Here is a 14,178-nt window from a genome sequence, read left to right on the forward strand (position 1 = left end):
AGCACGATCGAACTCGTTCCGATCCCGGCGATGGTGGTCGCGCGCGCGGTGCCGACGCTGGTGATCGTGGCGGCCAACCGCGCATCGCGGATCGCGGGGTTCGATGCCGCCGAAGGCGCGATGCTGTTCCACGCGCTGGGCGAACGGATCGAGCGGTTCCTGGATGGCACGGCGCCGGCGATCGAATTTCCCTGGAGCGTCGGCGAGGCGATCGAATCGCGCTATTATCAGGTTACGATCTCGCGATCGCCCTTCTGCCCGGCGGGACGCTGCGCGGTGATGATGGTCGATCAGACGTCGCAACGCCACACCGAACGCAGCCTGCGGCGCGAGATGACCACCGACAGCCTGACCGGGCTGCCGAATCGCGAAGGCTTCGGCAACCTGATCGAGGAAGTGTATGCCGACCGCGCGCATCACGCGGTGCTGGTGATCGATCTCGATCGGTTCGGCCAGCTCAACGCCTGTCTCGGCGGGCTGGTCGGCGACGAGCTGCTCATCACGGTCGCCCGGCGGATCAAAGGCACGCTTCGCGCCTGCGACATGCTCGCGCGGATCGGCGGCGACGAATTCGGCATCCTGATGGCGCTCGACGACCATCCGGACGATGCGCATCAACTGGCGACGCGAATCCAGCGCTCGCTCTCCGCACCGTTCCGTCTGACCGATTTCGAGATCAGCGTCGAATGCTCGATCGGCATCGCTTTCGGTTCCGACGAGGGTGACGATGCCGAGGAGATGATCCGCCACGCGCAATTCGCGGTGAAGCGCGCCAAGGTCAGCGGTAAATCCGAATCCTACCAGCCCCAGGCCTTCGTGATCGCGCGCGAACAGTTCGGCATGGAGACCCAGTTGCGCCGTGCGATCGAGGAACGCCGGCTGCGGCTGACCTATCAGCCGATCCGCGATCTCTCGAGCGGGCGGATCGTCTCGTTCGAGGCGCTCGCGCGCTGGACCGGGCTCGACGGCCAGGATCACGATCCCTCGCGCTTCATCGCGGTGGCCGAGGAATCGGGGCTGATCGTTCCGCTCGGCCGCTGGGCTTTCGACGAGGCGGCGCGGACGCTTGCGGGATGGGACAAGGCGGCCGGCGGCGATTGCGGGGTCAAGGTGGCGGTGAACCTCTCCGCGATTCAGTTGCAGCGCGATACGATCGCTTCCGTCATCGAAAGCGCGCTGACCGCAACCGGTCTGTCGGGCGAGCGCTTCACGCTCGAACTGACCGAGAGCGCGATCGTCACCGATCCCGACCGGATCGCCGGCACGATGCGCGCGCTGAAGACACTCGGCACCACGCTCGCGATGGACGATTTCGGCACCGGCTATTCCAACCTGGCGATGCTGCAGAAGTTGCCGATCGACATTCTGAAGATCGACCGCAGCTTCGTGACGGGCATGCTGGCGGACCGCGACAAGGTGGCGATCGTGCGCGCGGTGCTGAGCCTTGCCCAGGCGCTCGGCATGAAGACCACCGCCGAGGGGATCGAGACGATCGAACTCGAGCACACGCTGGCCGCGATGGGCTGCACCTATGGGCAGGGCTATCTCTATGCCCGGCCGCTGGAGCCGGACGCGGCCTATGCGCTGATCGCGCGCAGCGCCTGAGCGACCGCGTCGTCGGCGATTGCCGCGGTGCGCGCCGCATCGGGAAAGCCCTCGGCGATCCACCGGGTCTCGATCGCGCGCAGCGTGGCGGCAACCTGCGGCCCCTTGCGCAGCCCGCGTTCGACCAGCGCACCGCCCGCGATCGGCAGCGTGGGCGGCGTCCAGCCGATGATGGCGCGCGGATCCTCGCCCGCCAGCAACAGGCGGTCGACCGCGCTCGTCTCGCCGGCGCGATAGGCGAGCCCAGGGGGCCCTTCGCTGCCGATGCCGGTGCCGGCCGCCACCAGCCGCTTGCGGTTGGCGTTGGAGAGCTTCAGCCGCGCCGCCACGCCATCGGCCTGGGCGGGCGGCAGGATCGCGGCAAGGCGCCGGATCGGATCGGGCGCGACTCCCGCCGCGTGCTCGCGCGCGGCCAGCGCGGCGAGGCGTTCGACGCCCGCCGCGTCGATCTCGGGCAGCACCGCGCGCAGGATGCCCTGTTCCACCATCAGCCCGATCACCGGCACCGCGGCGGGCGCGACCAGCAGCTTCAGCATCTCGCTCGCGATCCGTTCGCGCGACAGCGCCATCAGGTCGTTCGCGCGCAGCCGGCAGGCCTCCAGGCCCGCAGCATCCACCGCATCGCCGAAGCGCGCATGGAAGCGGAAGAAGCGCAGGATGCGCAGATGATCCTCTGCGATGCGCTGCAGCGGATCACCGATGAAGCGGACGCGGCGCGCGGCGAGATCGTCCAGTCCGCCGAAATAATCGGTCACCGCGCCAGTCGCCGGATCGGCATAGAGCGCGTTGATCGCGAAATCGCGGCGTGCGGCATCCTCGCGCCAATCGTCGCTGAACGCGACCACGGCGTGCCGGCCGTCGGTGGCGACATCCCGGCGCAGCGTCGTCACCTCCACCGGCCCCGATTCGAGGATCGCGGTGACGGTGCCGTGCGCGATCCCGGTCGGTGCCGCGCGGATGCGGGCCGCGCGCAGCCGGTCGAGCACGTCGTCGGGCAGCAGCCGCGTCGCCAGGTCGATGTCCTGCACGTCGAGGCCGCCCCCGAGGCCCAGCAGCGTATCGCGCACCGCGCCGCCGACGATCCGGGTCATGCCCTGATCCGCGCCCAGCGTGCGCGCAAGCTCGGCCAGTCCGGCGCGATCGCGCCATGGGGCGGGGGGTAGCGTCACGCCCATCGCAGCCGCCGCGCCAGGTTGACGATCATCGCCGCGGTCGCGCCCCAGATCCGGCGGTCGCCCCAGGTGATCTCGTAATAATGCCGCTCCCGGCCCTGCCATTCGACCGCGGCCTCGACATGGTTCGCCTCGTCCAGCAGGAAATCGAGCGGCACCTCAAACACGCCGGCCACCTCGGCGGCGCTCGGCACATAGGGGAAATCGGGGGGCACGATGCCGATCACCGGCGTCACCGCGAAGCCCGTGCCGGTGCGATACCGGTCGGCGATGCCGATCACCTGCACGCGCTCGGATGGCAGGCCGATTTCCTCGTGCGCCTCGCGCAGCGCGGCCTCGATCGGGCCGGCGTCGGTCGCGTCGATCCGGCCGCCGGGAAAGGCGATCTGCCCGGCATGGCGGCGCAGCGTATCGGTGCGCTGCGTCAGGATCAGGCCGGGCGACGCGCGATCGGTGACGGGCACGAGCACGGCGGCGGGCAGCAGCGTCTCGCCGCCACGCAGGTCGAGATCGTGCGAATCGGCGGTCAGCAGCACCGCGCCCGTCTCGCCATGCTCCAGCGCATGCGCCAGCCGCTGCGCCAGCATCACGGACGGACCGGGAAGAAGGCGCCGTCGCTCCAGATGCCGGGTTCCGCTTCGCCCCCGGCGCCATGGTCCGTGCCGCCGCCGGCGGCGATCGCACGTTCGGCGAGTTCGTAATAGACCGGCCGCGCGACCAGCGCCTCCATCCCGCCGCGGACGTGGAGATAGGGGCGGGGGCCGTCCTCGCCATCGGCGAAGCGCAGCGCATGCGCGGGGCCCGCGGTGACGAGATCGCCGGTGTTGAGCCGGAACGCGAGCCGCGCGTCCCGGCCCTCGCCGTCCGCCTTCATCTCGACCGCGACGAAGGGCGCGTCGTCCACCGCGATGTCGAGCTTTTCGACCGGGGTGACGAGCACGTAACGCCCGTCCGCCTCGCGCCGCAGGATCGTGGAGAACAGCCGCACCATCGCCTCGCGCCCGATCGGCGTTCCCTGGTGATACCAGGTGCCGTCGCGCGCGATCCGCATCTCGCTGTCGCCGCAGTGGGTGGGGTTCCATTTGTCGACCGGTGGCAGCTTCGCCTCGGCGGCGAGCCGCGCGATCTCGGCGAGGCTGAGGGTGGCGAGATCGGGGATGGCATCCATCGGCATGCGTCGCAGGTAGGCGCGGGGGCGGGGCACGTAAAGCGCCCAGCGGCGGGGTGCTCAGGCGGGCCCCAGCATCCCGGCGGCATCGGGCACGCCGGCCCCCCGCGCCAGCAGTCGGCGCATCTCGACCGGACCTGGCAGCCGCCAAGCGCCGGTGCGATCGGCGGTGAAGCCGAAGAAGCGACCATAATATTCCGGGTCGCCGATCAGCATCAGCGCGTCGAGGCCCTGCGCATCCGCGGCCTCCAGCGCGTGCGTCATCAGGGCACGGCCGATACCGCCCTGCTGCCAGCGCGGCTCGACCGCGACCGGGCCGACCATCACCAGCGGCACCGCGACGCCCGCATCGGTGGCCAAGCGGATCGGCCAGCACTGGATCGTGCCGACGAGCGCGCCCTGGTCGATCGCGGCGAAGCTGAGCGCGGGGATCGCCGCGCCGCTGCCGCGCACCCGGTACGCCGTGCGCTGGTGGCGATCGAGTCCGAAGGCGTGATCGAGCAGCGCTTCGACGGCGATCGGCGCGACGTGCGACAAGGGCTGAAAATCGGTCACCGGCTTCCCCTGCCGGCGTGGACACAGCCGGCCGCGCGCCTTACCCCGCGCGGGCGACAGCGCAAGGGGAGCGATGGATGAAACTCTATGATGCCGCCTGGGCCCCGTCGCCTCGGCGGGTGCGCATCGTGCTGGCCGAAAAGGACATCGCCGTTCCCCGCATCGCGATCGACCTGCGCGCGGGCGAACAGCTCGGCCAGGCCTATCTGGCGATCAACCCGCGCGGCACGGTGCCCGCGCTGCTGCTCGACGATGGCGAGCTGATCGCCGATTCGGTCGCGATCTGCCGCTATTTCGAGGCCTTGCAGCCCGCCCCGCCGATGTTCGGGACAACGCCGCGCGACGTGGCGGCGATCGAGGGCTGGACGCGGCGGATCGAGCAGGATGGCTATGCCGCCGCGGTCTATGCGTTCCGTAACGGCAACCCCGCCTTCGAGGGGCGGGCGATCCCCGGCAAATGGCCGCCGATCGCGCGCCTGCCCGAACTCGCGGCGCGCGCGGGCGTGATGTGGGCGGTGTTCGTCGACGCGCTCGACGCGCATCTGGCCGATCGCGAATGGATCGCGACCGATCGCTACACCTTCGCCGACGTGAGCGCGCTGGTCGCGATCGATTTTGCGCGCGCGGCGCGGCTGATGGTGCCCGACGCCGCCGCGAACCTGGGGCGCTGGCATGCGGCGGCGAGCGCGCGGCCGAGTGCGGCGGCCTGACGCTTCCTTCGCCCGCCGTCTCTGCTAAGGCGCGCGGCATGGACGATACCCTGCAACTGGACGTGCACGACATCGAGGTGCCGGTGCTGACCGGCATCTATTCGGAGGAGACGCACCTGCCGCAGCCGCTGCGCATCTCGCTGACGGTGGATCTCGCCTGCCCGCCGGCCTTCGCGCCCGACACGCCGCTATCGGCCTCGAAGAACTATCTCGATCTGAAGCATGCCGCGACGACCGCGCTGCCGGTCGGCGTGCACTTCACGCTGATCGAGGGCGTGGCGGATCATATCTGCGAGACGCTGTTTCTCCAGGATGCGCGCGTGCTGCGGGTGAAGGTGAAGATCGTGAAGCTCGCGATTTCCGAAAACGGCGAATCGATCGGCATCACGCTGGTGCGCCACCGGCGATGAGTGTGGCGGTACTGGCGCCCGCCGACGATATCGTGCCGCTGGTGCGCGGCGCCTCGGGCGAGGCGCTCACCATCGTGATCGCGCCCGGCCGCGATCGGCTGGCGCTGGCGCTGGCGCTCGCCGCCCTGCCGCCGCTCGCGATCGAGCGGGCGCCGATGCGCGTCAACGCGGTGCTGCCGCGCCCCGGCGCCGGGCCTGTCGATGTGGAGGCGGCGACGCGCTTTCTCGAACGCGCGGTATCGACGACGGGGCAGGTGCTCGAGATCGGCTGAGATCAGCCCCGGGGCGGCTGGCTGCGCGCGCAGGGACCCAGCGTTTCGATCACGAACCGGTAATCCGCGCGCGCCGAATCGGCGTCCGCGGGGGAGAGCGTGGCGGTGCTGTGATCGGGCAGCGTTGCCGGCAGGGTGCAGGCGAGCCGATACCAGAGCAGCGTTTCGGGCGCGGGCGCCGCGGCGGCTTCGTCGACGATCTCGCTTAGCGCCACCGCGAAGCGCGGCCGCTCGCCCGGCCGGCGCAGCACCGACAGCGAAACGGGGCGGCCGTCCGCCGTCGTCAGGAACACCTGCGTCTCGCCCTCGCCGGGCAGCGCCCCCGCCACATAAAAGGCGTTGCCCACCCCGGTGATGACCGGCGGCGCATCGGCGGCGAGCGTCGCGCGGGCGATCGTGCGCACGCGCGAGTCGAGCTCGGGAGCCCAGTCGCGCTGCGCCTCGGGGCCGACGAGCTGGAGCTGGCCCGGCGTCGCAGCGACGGACCGCGCGAACAGCAGCACGCGCGCCTTCTTGAACTTCGGCAGGCGGCCACCGGGATCGGGCGCGACGTCGAGCAGGTAGCCGATCCGGGCGGGCATGTCGGTGGGGCCGCGCAGCAGCGCCAGCACATCGGCCTCCACATATAGTCGGACCATATTCGGGGCGAGCCCGGTGGCCTCCGCGCCCTTGATCCGCGTGGTCGACCGGATCGTGGCGTCCGCGATCACCGGTGCGGCCAGCACCAGATCGGCCAGATCGGCATACCCGATCCGCGAATGTTCAGTATCGGCGGGCACTTGCGCGCCGGCGGCGCTTGGCGCGGCGATCGCGACCAGCGACAGGGCGAGGATGAGGCGGGCATGGCGGCGGGGTCGGGCGGCGGTCATGCCCTCCCGGCTACGCCTTTTGATCTGAATGTTACAGAAACAAGTTGGCGCCGGGGCGATTGAACGTTTGTTGCGCCGACAAAGCGTTTGCGTGTCGGATAACGTAACGGTAGGACTCGGGCACTGCGCGGGGCCCCGAGGCCTCGGTGACAGACGGTTGGAAGCCTCCCGACGCTCCGGCGGAGGGGCCAGTCGTTGCAATTAGGGAGTGTCATTGCCGAATGGCTTATACTGACCAGAAGATGTCCGGGGGCAAGGTGACCGCGATCGTGATCGTGGTCCTGATCCATGTCGCCTTGGGCTACGCTTTCATTACTGGTCTTGCATACCAGTATATCAAGAAGACGACGGAGAAGCTGAATACGTTCGACGTGGCGCCGCCGCCGCCGCCGCCGCCCGACGTTCCACCGCCGCCGCCTCCGCCCAACCAGCCGAACCTGCCGCCGCCGCCCACCACGGTGGTGTCGCCGCCGCCGATCGTGCCGCCCACCGCGACGTTCACGATGCAGACGACGCCGGTGATCCCGCCGAGCCAGCCGGTTGCGCCCCCCGCACCGCCGGCTCCGCCGAACCCCCCGGCACCCCCGGTGCGTGTGGTGTCGCAGGCGGCCGTGGCCAAGGGCAATCCGGGCCAGTATTTCGGGCCGGATGCCTATCCGCCTGCAGCCCAGCGTGCCGAGGCACAGGGCCGCGTTGTGGCGAAGCTCACGATTGGCACCGATGGTCGCGTGACCGACTGCACGGTTACGTCGTCGAGCGGCAATAGCGATCTCGACAACACCACCTGCCGGATCGCGAAGCAGAAGGTGCGGTATACACCGGCGAAGGACGAGAGCGGCGCCGCGATCGCTTCGACCACGACGTTGCCGGTGCGTTGGGTCCTCCCGAAGGACTGATTGTCGAACATTCAGATCGTCTCATCTTTTAGCGATTGGTTCAGAAGGAAAACTCGATGATGCTCATTTCCATTCTCGCCGCGGGCGGCGAAGCGGCCGCCAAGGGTGCCAGCCCCTACGGCCTCCAGCAGTCGCTCCGCGAAGGCGGCCTGATTTCGCAGACCGTGTTCAGCATCCTGGTGCTGATGTCGATCGTGTCGTTTTACATCCTCTTCTCGAAGCTGTTCGAGCAGCAGAAGATCATGAACCAGGCCAAGCGCGTGCGTCAGGGCTTCTGGAACGCGAACTCGCTGCACGAGGGTGCGGCCAAGCTCGACAAGAACTCGGCCTACAAGCAGATCGTCGACGACGGTCTCGCCGCGCAGGCGCAGCATGCCAAGCTGACCGATCCGGTCGAGGCGCATGACTGGCTGCATGGTTCGCTCGCCCGTTCGGAAGCGGCGATCAACTCGAAGCTGGGCGGCGGTCTCGCCTTCCTCGCGACGGTCGGTTCGGTCGCACCGTTCATCGGCCTGTTCGGCACCGTGATCGGCATCTACCGCGCACTGGTGAAGATCGGCGCGTCGGGCTCGGGCTCGATCGACCAGGTCGCAGGCCCGGTCGGTGAGGCGCTCATCATGACCGCGCTCGGCCTGGTCGTCGCGGTTCCGGCCGTGCTCGCCTACAACTGGCTGCAGCGTCGCAACAAGTCGATCGCGGAAGACCTGTCGGCCTTCTCGAACGACGTGCTGGGCTTCCTGGCCTCGAACGGCGCGGTCCGCCCGGCGGCGCCCAACGCCCGTCCGACCAACGCCGCGACGACCAAGCCTTCGGCGACGACGACGGCCGGCCAGACCGGCGGCGTTCCGCCCCGCGCCTGAACGACCCGGCGCTCCGGGAGGACGGGCCTTGCCCGCCTCCCGGCGTACCCGCTCCGGCACCGATGCCGGTGGCTGAACGAAGATAGGATCATTCGCACATGGCGATGAGTGTTGGTGGCGACTCCACCGAAAAACCGATGTCGGACATCAACACGACGCCGCTGGTCGACGTCATGCTGGTGCTCCTCATAATCTTTCTGGTGACGGCGACCGTCGCGGTGCAGGCGGTGAAGCTGAAGCTCCCCGACGTCCGCTTCGATCCGACCACCACCAAGCCCGAAAACGTGTCGCTGTCGATCACCACCGACGATGCCGGCCAGTGTGCGGTCTACTGGAACATGACCCGCGTCTCGCATGACGAACTGCTCAACCGTGCGGTCGCCAAGCTGAAGACCGAGATCGCGCGCCAGGGCGGCGCCGGTGCCGCCGGCCTCGAACTGCCGGAAGCGCATATCCGCGGCGACGTGAACACGCCGTACAAGTGCATCGGCGGCGCGATCTACACGATGCAGAACGCCGGCTTCGCCAAGGTCGGATTCATCTCGTCTCCGCCCCCGGGCGAGGGCGTGACGCGGCTTTGAGCCCGCGTCCGTCCAGCGACATCAGGAGTAAACTAGCATGGCAATGAGTGGCGGCTCCGATGACGGCGAGCCGATGATGGAAATGAACATGACGCCGTTGATCGACGTCCTGCTCGTTTTGCTCATCATGTTCATCATCACGATCCCGATCCAGACGCATGCGGTGAAGGTCGATCTGCCGGTCAATTCCAAGAACAACCCGCCGCCGATCGATCCGCAGAAGAACAAGGTGTCGATCAGTGCGGACGGCCAGGTCGCCTGGAACGGCACCCCGGTCGACGAGGTGACCCTGCGTCAGTATCTCGACCAGACCGCGAGCATGAACCCCGAGCCCGAACTGCACTTCCAACCCGATCCGCAGGCGCGGTACGAGGTGGTCGATCGCACGCTGGCCGTGGTCAAGCGTTCGGCGATCAGCAAACTCGGCTTCATCGGCAACGAGCAATATCGCAACGACTTCTGATCCCCGGATCGAAGACGGTGCGACAGGGGGGCGGTCCAAGACGGGCCGCCCCTTTTCCGTTGGTGAAGACAGGACGCGATGAAGGCCCGCTACACTCAGCGCGTGGCGCCTGTGCGAAGAATTTCGATCATTTCGCGCTCGAACGCCTGAGGCGCCTGCGTCGCGCGGCTGAGCGTCTCGGCATCGAACGTCAGCGCGATCCGGCCGTCCGCCAGGACCACGCCCGTATCGCAGCTTGCCGCCAGCAGGCCGAGATCGTGAAGCGCGGTGACGAGCGTCAGCCCGCGCCCGACCATCGTTCGGAGCGCCGCGCGCAGATCGAACGCCGCCACGGGATCGAGCCAGTTGAACGGCTCGTCGAGGATCACCGCGTCATGGCCGCCGGCGAATGCCGCCGCGATCGCGATGCGCTGCCGCATGCCCGCGGAACAATCGCCGATCCAGCGATCGCGAAGCGCATCGAGCCCCAGCGCCGCGCGTAGCGGCTCGAGTGCCGGCCATGGGTCGCGCGCACGGCCGCCAACGAGCGCGATCAGGTCGCGCGTGCGCAGCGAATCGGGCAGGCTTTCGGCGGGCGGCAGGAACCCGAAGCGCTCCGCGCGCGCGGTGCGATCGGCGGTTCGCTCCACGCCATCCACCCGACAGGAGCCGCCTGCGGCAAAGGGCAGTCGTCCGGCGATGGCGCGCAAGAGGCTCGTCTTGCCCGATCCGTTCGCGCCGATCAGCCCGAACCACGATCCGGCCGCGATCGTCAGCGTGACGTTATGGACGACGCGCGTCCCGTCGCGATCCACCGACGCATCGTGCAGATGAAGCGCCGGGGTCATGTGAGCAGCCATGTCCGCGCCGATGCGCGACGCCCGAAACGCCAGAGCAGCGCGACGACGACCAGCGGAAGCGCGACCGGCATCGCCACGCCGACCAGCACGAGCAGCGCGCTCACGACCGAGACGAGACCATCGGCAAAGCGCCGGCGGTGGAGCCGATAGGTAAGTATGCGCAGCAGCATCAGCAGCAGGCCAGCGGCCGCCACCGCGACGATCAAGGCCGCGACCATCCCCCCGGCGATCGGCAGGCCGCCGCCCGCGCCGATCCCCGCCAGGGCCAGCGTGCCCCGGCCGCGGGTCGTGGCGATCCGGCTCCATCCCCAGCCGGCGGCGGTCTGGAACCGGATCGCCGCATCGTCCACGATCGTGAGCGCGAGCGTTGCGATCCCGGTCGCGACGGCCGCTACCGCCACGAGCATAGCGTGGCCCGATCCACCGAACCGCATCCCCAGCAGCACGAGCAGCAGCGCCGCACCGGCGGCGACCCCCGCATGCGGGCGGCCGAGCCATTCGCGCAGCCTCCGCCCGATCTTCGCGCCGCCCGGCGAGCGATGTGGAACGAAGCGATCGATCGCGCCGAACGCCATGCCGACCAGATAGCCGACCGTCGCCGGCACCAGCAGCGCCGGCCGCGCACCGAGCACCAGGATCGCGAGCGCCGCCCAGCCATACGCGTGCCAGATCGCGGAATAGCGCCAGCGGGTCGCGCGGTGCAGCGCATCTGCTGCTAGCGGGCCGTCCGTTGTGTGATGCGCGAGCCGTGCCCCGATCGACCGGGCGACGGTCGCGCCGAACAAAACACCGATACCGAAACCCACACCCGCCGCCGTCCGCCACGGCCGGTCGGCCAGCGCGCCATGCGCCGCTGCGACCGGCAGGAGCAGCAGAAGCGCCAGCAGGGCCCGATCGTGCCAGCGCGCGAACGTCGCGCGCGCGGCGTTCGCGACGATCCGCCGGTCGTAACGGAACAGGCGATCCCGATCGGGTGCCGTTCGGTCCACCGCGCCCGTCAAGCCCGGCTTACAACTTGGGCAGCGTCACGCCGCGCTGGCCCATATATTTGCCCGCGCGATCGGCATAGCTCACCTCGCAGGGTTCGTTGCCCTGCAGGAAGAGAAACTGGCACGCGCCCTCATTGGCATAGACCTTGGCGGGCAGGGGCGTGGTGTTCGAGAATTCCAGCGTCACATGCCCCTCCCAGCCGGGCTCGAGCGGGGTGACGTTCACGATGATCCCGCAGCGCGCATAGGTGGATTTGCCGAGACAGATCACGAGCACGTCGCGCGGCACGCGGAAATATTCCACGGTGCGGGCGAGCGCGAAGGAATTGGGCGGGATGATGCAGCAATCGGTCTTGCGGTCGACGAAGCTGTTGGCGGCGAAATCCTTCGGATCGACGATCGCGCTGTCGACATTGGTGAAGATCTTGAAGTCGTCCGCCACGCGCGCGTCATAGCCATAGGATGACAGGCCATAGGAAATGCAGCCGTCGCGGCGCTGCGATTCGACGAACGGCTCGATCATGCGCTGGCCGATCGCGGCCTCGCGTATCCAGCGGTCGGACAGGACGGACATGCGGTGTTCCCTTCGCCCCGTCTTTGCGGGCGCGGCGCGGCGAGGGCAAGGGGTAGGCGGCACGCGTCTGGTACGACCCGCGCAACCAATTTCGGCGCTGCGACGTTGAACGGCCGAAACAAAGGAGAACGACATGAAGAGAGCGATTGGAGTCACTGCGCTGGCGATGATGGTATCGGCCCCGATGCTCGCGCCGACATCGGCCTTCGCGCAGCGCGACGATCGCCGGTATGAGCGCGACGACCGCAATTATCGTGGCCGCGATGGCCGCCAGATCAAGTGCGGCTCGGGCAACGGCGCGGTCGGCACGATCGCAGGCGGCGTCGGTGGCGGGTTGCTCGGCAGCGCGCTGGGCGGCGGAACGCTCGGCACGATCGCGGGCGCCGGTGGCGGCGCGCTGCTCGGCCGGCATTTCGACAAGAAGAACACCGCGTCGAAGAACCGCAAGAATAACGGCTGCTGACCCAGCCGAACCGGCCCTGACGGCCGGGTGAAGGTCACTACGGAAGACGGGACGGGTCGGCAGCCATGCCGGCCCGTTTCGCCGTTCAGCCAATCCCCAGATCGCGCGGCCCGAACGCATCGGGCAGCAATGCGGACAGGCGATAGCTGGTCACCCGATTGCCCTCGGCCGCGCCGCAATGCACCGGCAGGTCGATCCCCGCCATCTGCGCCGCCTCGTTCAGCACCTGGCGGCACCGGCCGCACGGGCTGACGGGGACGAGACCGGTCGGGCGGTTCCGCGCGTCCATCGCGCCGCCGATCACGCCCACCGCGACGATCTCGCGCAGCCGCCCCGCGGCGCTGGCGGTCGCCACCGCCACCGTTTCGGCGCAGAGCGACAGGCCATAGCTCGCATTCTCGACGTTCGCGCCGGTGACGATCCCGCCGTCCGCCATCAGCAGCGCCGCCCCCACCGCGAAGCGCGAATAGGGCGCATGGGCGTTGAGAGCGGCGGTCCGTGCCGCGGCGATCAGCCGAGTCGCATCGTCGTGCAGGTCTTCACCGCTCATGGCGCCACCACATCCCAATTCACCGGTCCTTCGACGCCCTCGATCCGGCGCACGTCGTTCGCGCGCCACATCGCCCAGGGCCGCGCCGCATAGCCTGGCGAGAGGAAATCGCCCACCACCCAGACGGGACGGTGCAGCGTCTCCGACAGCGCATAGGCCGACTCGACGGGCTTCGCGATGCGCAGCAGGATCGGCTTGCGGGTATGCGCCTCGACCATCGTGGCAAAGCGCGCGAGATCGGCGACGAGCGCCTCGCGCGCCGGCCGCGCGGCGCAATCGTCGTGGAACGCGATATCAACCGCGGCGGGAAGCGCTTCGTCGTCGCGCGCCACCAGGGTGTTGAACGCGTTCGCTTGCGGCGCGGCCGGCTGGCAGAGCGAATAGACGTGCACCGCGCCGCGCCGCATCCCGGCCTCGCCGATCGCTGCCCAGTTGGCCTCGAAGGCGGAGTCGCGCCGGTCCGCGCCCGACGTCGCGACGATATAGGCGAACGCTGCGCCGTTCGCTTTCACGCTGCCCCATTCGACGGGCGGCGCATCCTCGGGCAGGTCGATCCCCTGGAAGGGGTAGCGGGCGGGCGCGGGCGCCCAATGCGTCGCCCAGCTCCACGCCGCGATTCCGGCGATGCCGATCACCGCCAGCAGCACGGCGACGCGCGCCAGGCTATAGCGATCAGCCACGGATATGGAGCACGCAAATCAGCGTGAACAGCCGCCGGGCGGTGTCGAAATCGACCGTGATCTTGCCGGCCAGCCGCTCCATCAGCAGCTCGGCCGCTTCGTTGTGGACGCCCCGCCGGGCCATATCGATCGTCTCGATCTGCTGCGGCGTGCTCGCGCGGATCGCCTGGTAATAGCTGTCGCAGATCGCGAAATAATCCTTGATCGGCCGCCGGAAGCGCCCGAGCGCCAGGACCAGAGTCTCCAGATGCGTGCCATCCTCGCGGTGCATGTGGATGCCGAGCCGCCCTTCCTCCGATTCGAGCTTGATCCGGTAGGGCCCGGCATAGCCGTCCGCCTGCGAACGCTGCGGCGCGAAATGATTGCCCTCGATCAGGTCGAAGATCGCGATTCGGCGTTCCTGGTCGATATCGGCCGAACGCCAGCCGAGGCTGCGCTCGTCGAGCTCTACGGCGATGATCCGCGGGTCGGCCATGCGCCAGCGTTAACGAAGGTCGTATCGCCTGTCACTTGTCCCGATCA

At 69.2% G+C, this 14,178-nt stretch carries 20 protein-coding genes; 9 read left to right on the top strand and 11 right to left on the bottom strand.

The window, feature by feature from the left end:
- Positions 1 to 30 precede the first annotated feature (30 nt).
- On the top strand, positions 31 to 1,605 hold the full coding sequence (locus OXQ95_RS14580) for an EAL domain-containing protein (protein ID WP_267382169.1): 1,575 nt from the start codon (positions 31 to 33) through the stop codon (positions 1,603 to 1,605).
- Here OXQ95_RS14580 and OXQ95_RS14585 read toward each other — a convergent pair.
- The 4 genes from OXQ95_RS14585 to OXQ95_RS14600 are packed head-to-tail and all read right to left on the bottom strand — an operon-like array spanning position 1,578 to position 4,500.
- The gene (locus tag OXQ95_RS14585) at positions 1,578 to 2,780 is read right to left on the bottom strand and encodes a CCA tRNA nucleotidyltransferase (RefSeq protein WP_267382118.1); all 1,203 of its coding nucleotides are present in this window, start codon (positions 2,778 to 2,780) and stop codon (positions 1,578 to 1,580) included. The two genes, OXQ95_RS14580 and OXQ95_RS14585, sit on opposite strands and share 28 nt — an antisense overlap.
- Entirely contained in the window at positions 2,771 to 3,367 is a 597-nt protein-coding gene (locus OXQ95_RS14590) for a CoA pyrophosphatase (protein ID WP_242097612.1), read from the bottom strand. Before OXQ95_RS14590 ends, OXQ95_RS14585 begins: the two co-directional genes overlap by 10 nt.
- Complete coding sequence (locus OXQ95_RS14595) at positions 3,364 to 3,951, bottom strand: DUF1285 domain-containing protein (RefSeq protein WP_267382119.1); 588 nt, start codon at positions 3,949 to 3,951, stop codon at positions 3,364 to 3,366. The genes OXQ95_RS14590 and OXQ95_RS14595 overlap by 4 nt, the downstream gene beginning before the upstream one ends.
- A gap of 54 nt (positions 3,952 to 4,005) precedes the next feature.
- The gene (locus OXQ95_RS14600) at positions 4,006 to 4,500 is read right to left on the bottom strand and encodes an N-acetyltransferase (RefSeq protein WP_267382121.1); all 495 of its coding nucleotides are present in this window, start codon (positions 4,498 to 4,500) and stop codon (positions 4,006 to 4,008) included.
- Positions 4,501 to 4,577: 77 nt separating this feature from the next.
- Here OXQ95_RS14600 and OXQ95_RS14605 point away from each other — a divergent pair, with 77 nt between their 5' ends.
- The 3 genes from OXQ95_RS14605 to OXQ95_RS14615 are packed head-to-tail and all read left to right on the top strand — an operon-like array spanning position 4,578 to position 5,892.
- On the top strand, positions 4,578 to 5,210 hold the full coding sequence (locus tag OXQ95_RS14605; protein WP_267382123.1) for a glutathione S-transferase N-terminal domain-containing protein: 633 nt from the start codon (positions 4,578 to 4,580) through the stop codon (positions 5,208 to 5,210).
- A gap of 38 nt (positions 5,211 to 5,248) precedes the next feature.
- On the top strand, positions 5,249 to 5,620 hold the full coding sequence (locus OXQ95_RS14610; protein ID WP_242097609.1) for a dihydroneopterin aldolase: 372 nt from the start codon (positions 5,249 to 5,251) through the stop codon (positions 5,618 to 5,620).
- Between the two features lie 2 nt (positions 5,621 to 5,622).
- Positions 5,623 to 5,892 (top strand): Rossmann fold domain-containing protein, encoded by a 270-nt coding sequence (locus OXQ95_RS14615; protein WP_267382124.1) that lies wholly within the window; start codon positions 5,623 to 5,625, stop codon positions 5,890 to 5,892.
- A 2-nt stretch (positions 5,893 to 5,894) separates the two neighbouring features.
- Here the strand turns inward: OXQ95_RS14615 and OXQ95_RS14620 are convergent, their stop codons facing one another.
- The gene (locus OXQ95_RS14620) at positions 5,895 to 6,761 is read right to left on the bottom strand and encodes a hypothetical protein (protein ID WP_267382125.1); all 867 of its coding nucleotides are present in this window, start codon (positions 6,759 to 6,761) and stop codon (positions 5,895 to 5,897) included.
- 257 nt (positions 6,762 to 7,018) lie between these two features.
- Here OXQ95_RS14620 and OXQ95_RS14625 point away from each other — a divergent pair, with 257 nt between their 5' ends.
- From OXQ95_RS14625 to OXQ95_RS14640, 4 genes are all read left to right on the top strand, one after another.
- Positions 7,019 to 7,657: an energy transducer TonB gene (locus OXQ95_RS14625; RefSeq protein ID WP_267382126.1), complete on the top strand. Its 639-nt coding sequence runs from the start codon at positions 7,019 to 7,021 to the stop codon at positions 7,655 to 7,657.
- A 59-nt stretch (positions 7,658 to 7,716) separates the two neighbouring features.
- Positions 7,717 to 8,517, top strand: a complete 801-nt coding sequence (locus tag OXQ95_RS14630) for a MotA/TolQ/ExbB proton channel family protein (RefSeq protein WP_242097674.1) — start codon at positions 7,717 to 7,719, stop codon at positions 8,515 to 8,517.
- Positions 8,518 to 8,615: 98 nt separating this feature from the next.
- Positions 8,616 to 9,098, top strand: coding sequence for a biopolymer transporter ExbD (locus OXQ95_RS14635; RefSeq protein ID WP_242097606.1), 483 nt, complete (start codon positions 8,616 to 8,618; stop codon positions 9,096 to 9,098).
- Positions 9,099 to 9,135: 37 nt separating this feature from the next.
- Positions 9,136 to 9,561, top strand: coding sequence for a biopolymer transporter ExbD (locus tag OXQ95_RS14640; protein WP_242097605.1), 426 nt, complete (start codon positions 9,136 to 9,138; stop codon positions 9,559 to 9,561).
- Between the two features lie 95 nt (positions 9,562 to 9,656).
- Here OXQ95_RS14640 and OXQ95_RS14645 read toward each other — a convergent pair whose 3' ends face one another.
- The 3 genes from OXQ95_RS14645 to dcd are packed head-to-tail and all read right to left on the bottom strand — an operon-like array spanning position 9,657 to position 11,963.
- Positions 9,657 to 10,388 carry an ABC transporter ATP-binding protein gene (locus tag OXQ95_RS14645; protein ID WP_267382127.1) on the bottom strand — a complete coding sequence of 244 codons (732 nt, stop codon included), beginning with the start codon at positions 10,386 to 10,388 and terminating at the stop codon, positions 9,657 to 9,659.
- Positions 10,385 to 11,389, bottom strand: coding sequence for a hypothetical protein (locus OXQ95_RS14650; RefSeq protein ID WP_267382128.1), 1,005 nt, complete (start codon positions 11,387 to 11,389; stop codon positions 10,385 to 10,387). Before OXQ95_RS14650 ends, OXQ95_RS14645 begins: the two co-directional genes overlap by 4 nt.
- A 19-nt stretch (positions 11,390 to 11,408) precedes the next feature.
- Positions 11,409 to 11,963, bottom strand: coding sequence for a dCTP deaminase (dcd, locus tag OXQ95_RS14655; protein WP_242097602.1), 555 nt, complete (start codon positions 11,961 to 11,963; stop codon positions 11,409 to 11,411).
- 133 nt (positions 11,964 to 12,096) lie between these two features.
- Here dcd and OXQ95_RS14660 point away from each other — a divergent pair, with 133 nt between their 5' ends.
- The gene (locus OXQ95_RS14660) at positions 12,097 to 12,426 is read left to right on the top strand and encodes a hypothetical protein (protein WP_242097601.1); all 330 of its coding nucleotides are present in this window, start codon (positions 12,097 to 12,099) and stop codon (positions 12,424 to 12,426) included.
- Positions 12,427 to 12,511: 85 nt separating this feature from the next.
- On the opposite strand, the gene OXQ95_RS14665 is transcribed toward OXQ95_RS14660, so the two are convergent.
- The 3 genes from OXQ95_RS14665 to OXQ95_RS14675 are packed head-to-tail and all read right to left on the bottom strand — an operon-like array spanning position 12,512 to position 14,131.
- Positions 12,512 to 12,976: a cytidine deaminase gene (locus tag OXQ95_RS14665; protein WP_267382129.1), complete on the bottom strand. Its 465-nt coding sequence runs from the start codon at positions 12,974 to 12,976 to the stop codon at positions 12,512 to 12,514.
- Complete coding sequence (locus OXQ95_RS14670; RefSeq protein ID WP_267382130.1) at positions 12,973 to 13,656, bottom strand: GH25 family lysozyme; 684 nt, start codon at positions 13,654 to 13,656, stop codon at positions 12,973 to 12,975. The genes OXQ95_RS14665 and OXQ95_RS14670 overlap by 4 nt, the downstream gene beginning before the upstream one ends.
- Positions 13,649 to 14,131, bottom strand: coding sequence for a UPF0262 family protein (locus tag OXQ95_RS14675; protein WP_267382131.1), 483 nt, complete (start codon positions 14,129 to 14,131; stop codon positions 13,649 to 13,651). The genes OXQ95_RS14670 and OXQ95_RS14675 overlap by 8 nt, the downstream gene beginning before the upstream one ends.
- Positions 14,132 to 14,178 lie beyond the last annotated feature (47 nt).

The sequence above is a fragment of the Sphingomonas sp. GC_Shp_6 genome (assembly GCF_026540835.1).
In the GTDB taxonomy this organism is placed as follows: Bacteria; Pseudomonadota; Alphaproteobacteria; order Sphingomonadales; family Sphingomonadaceae; genus Sphingomonas.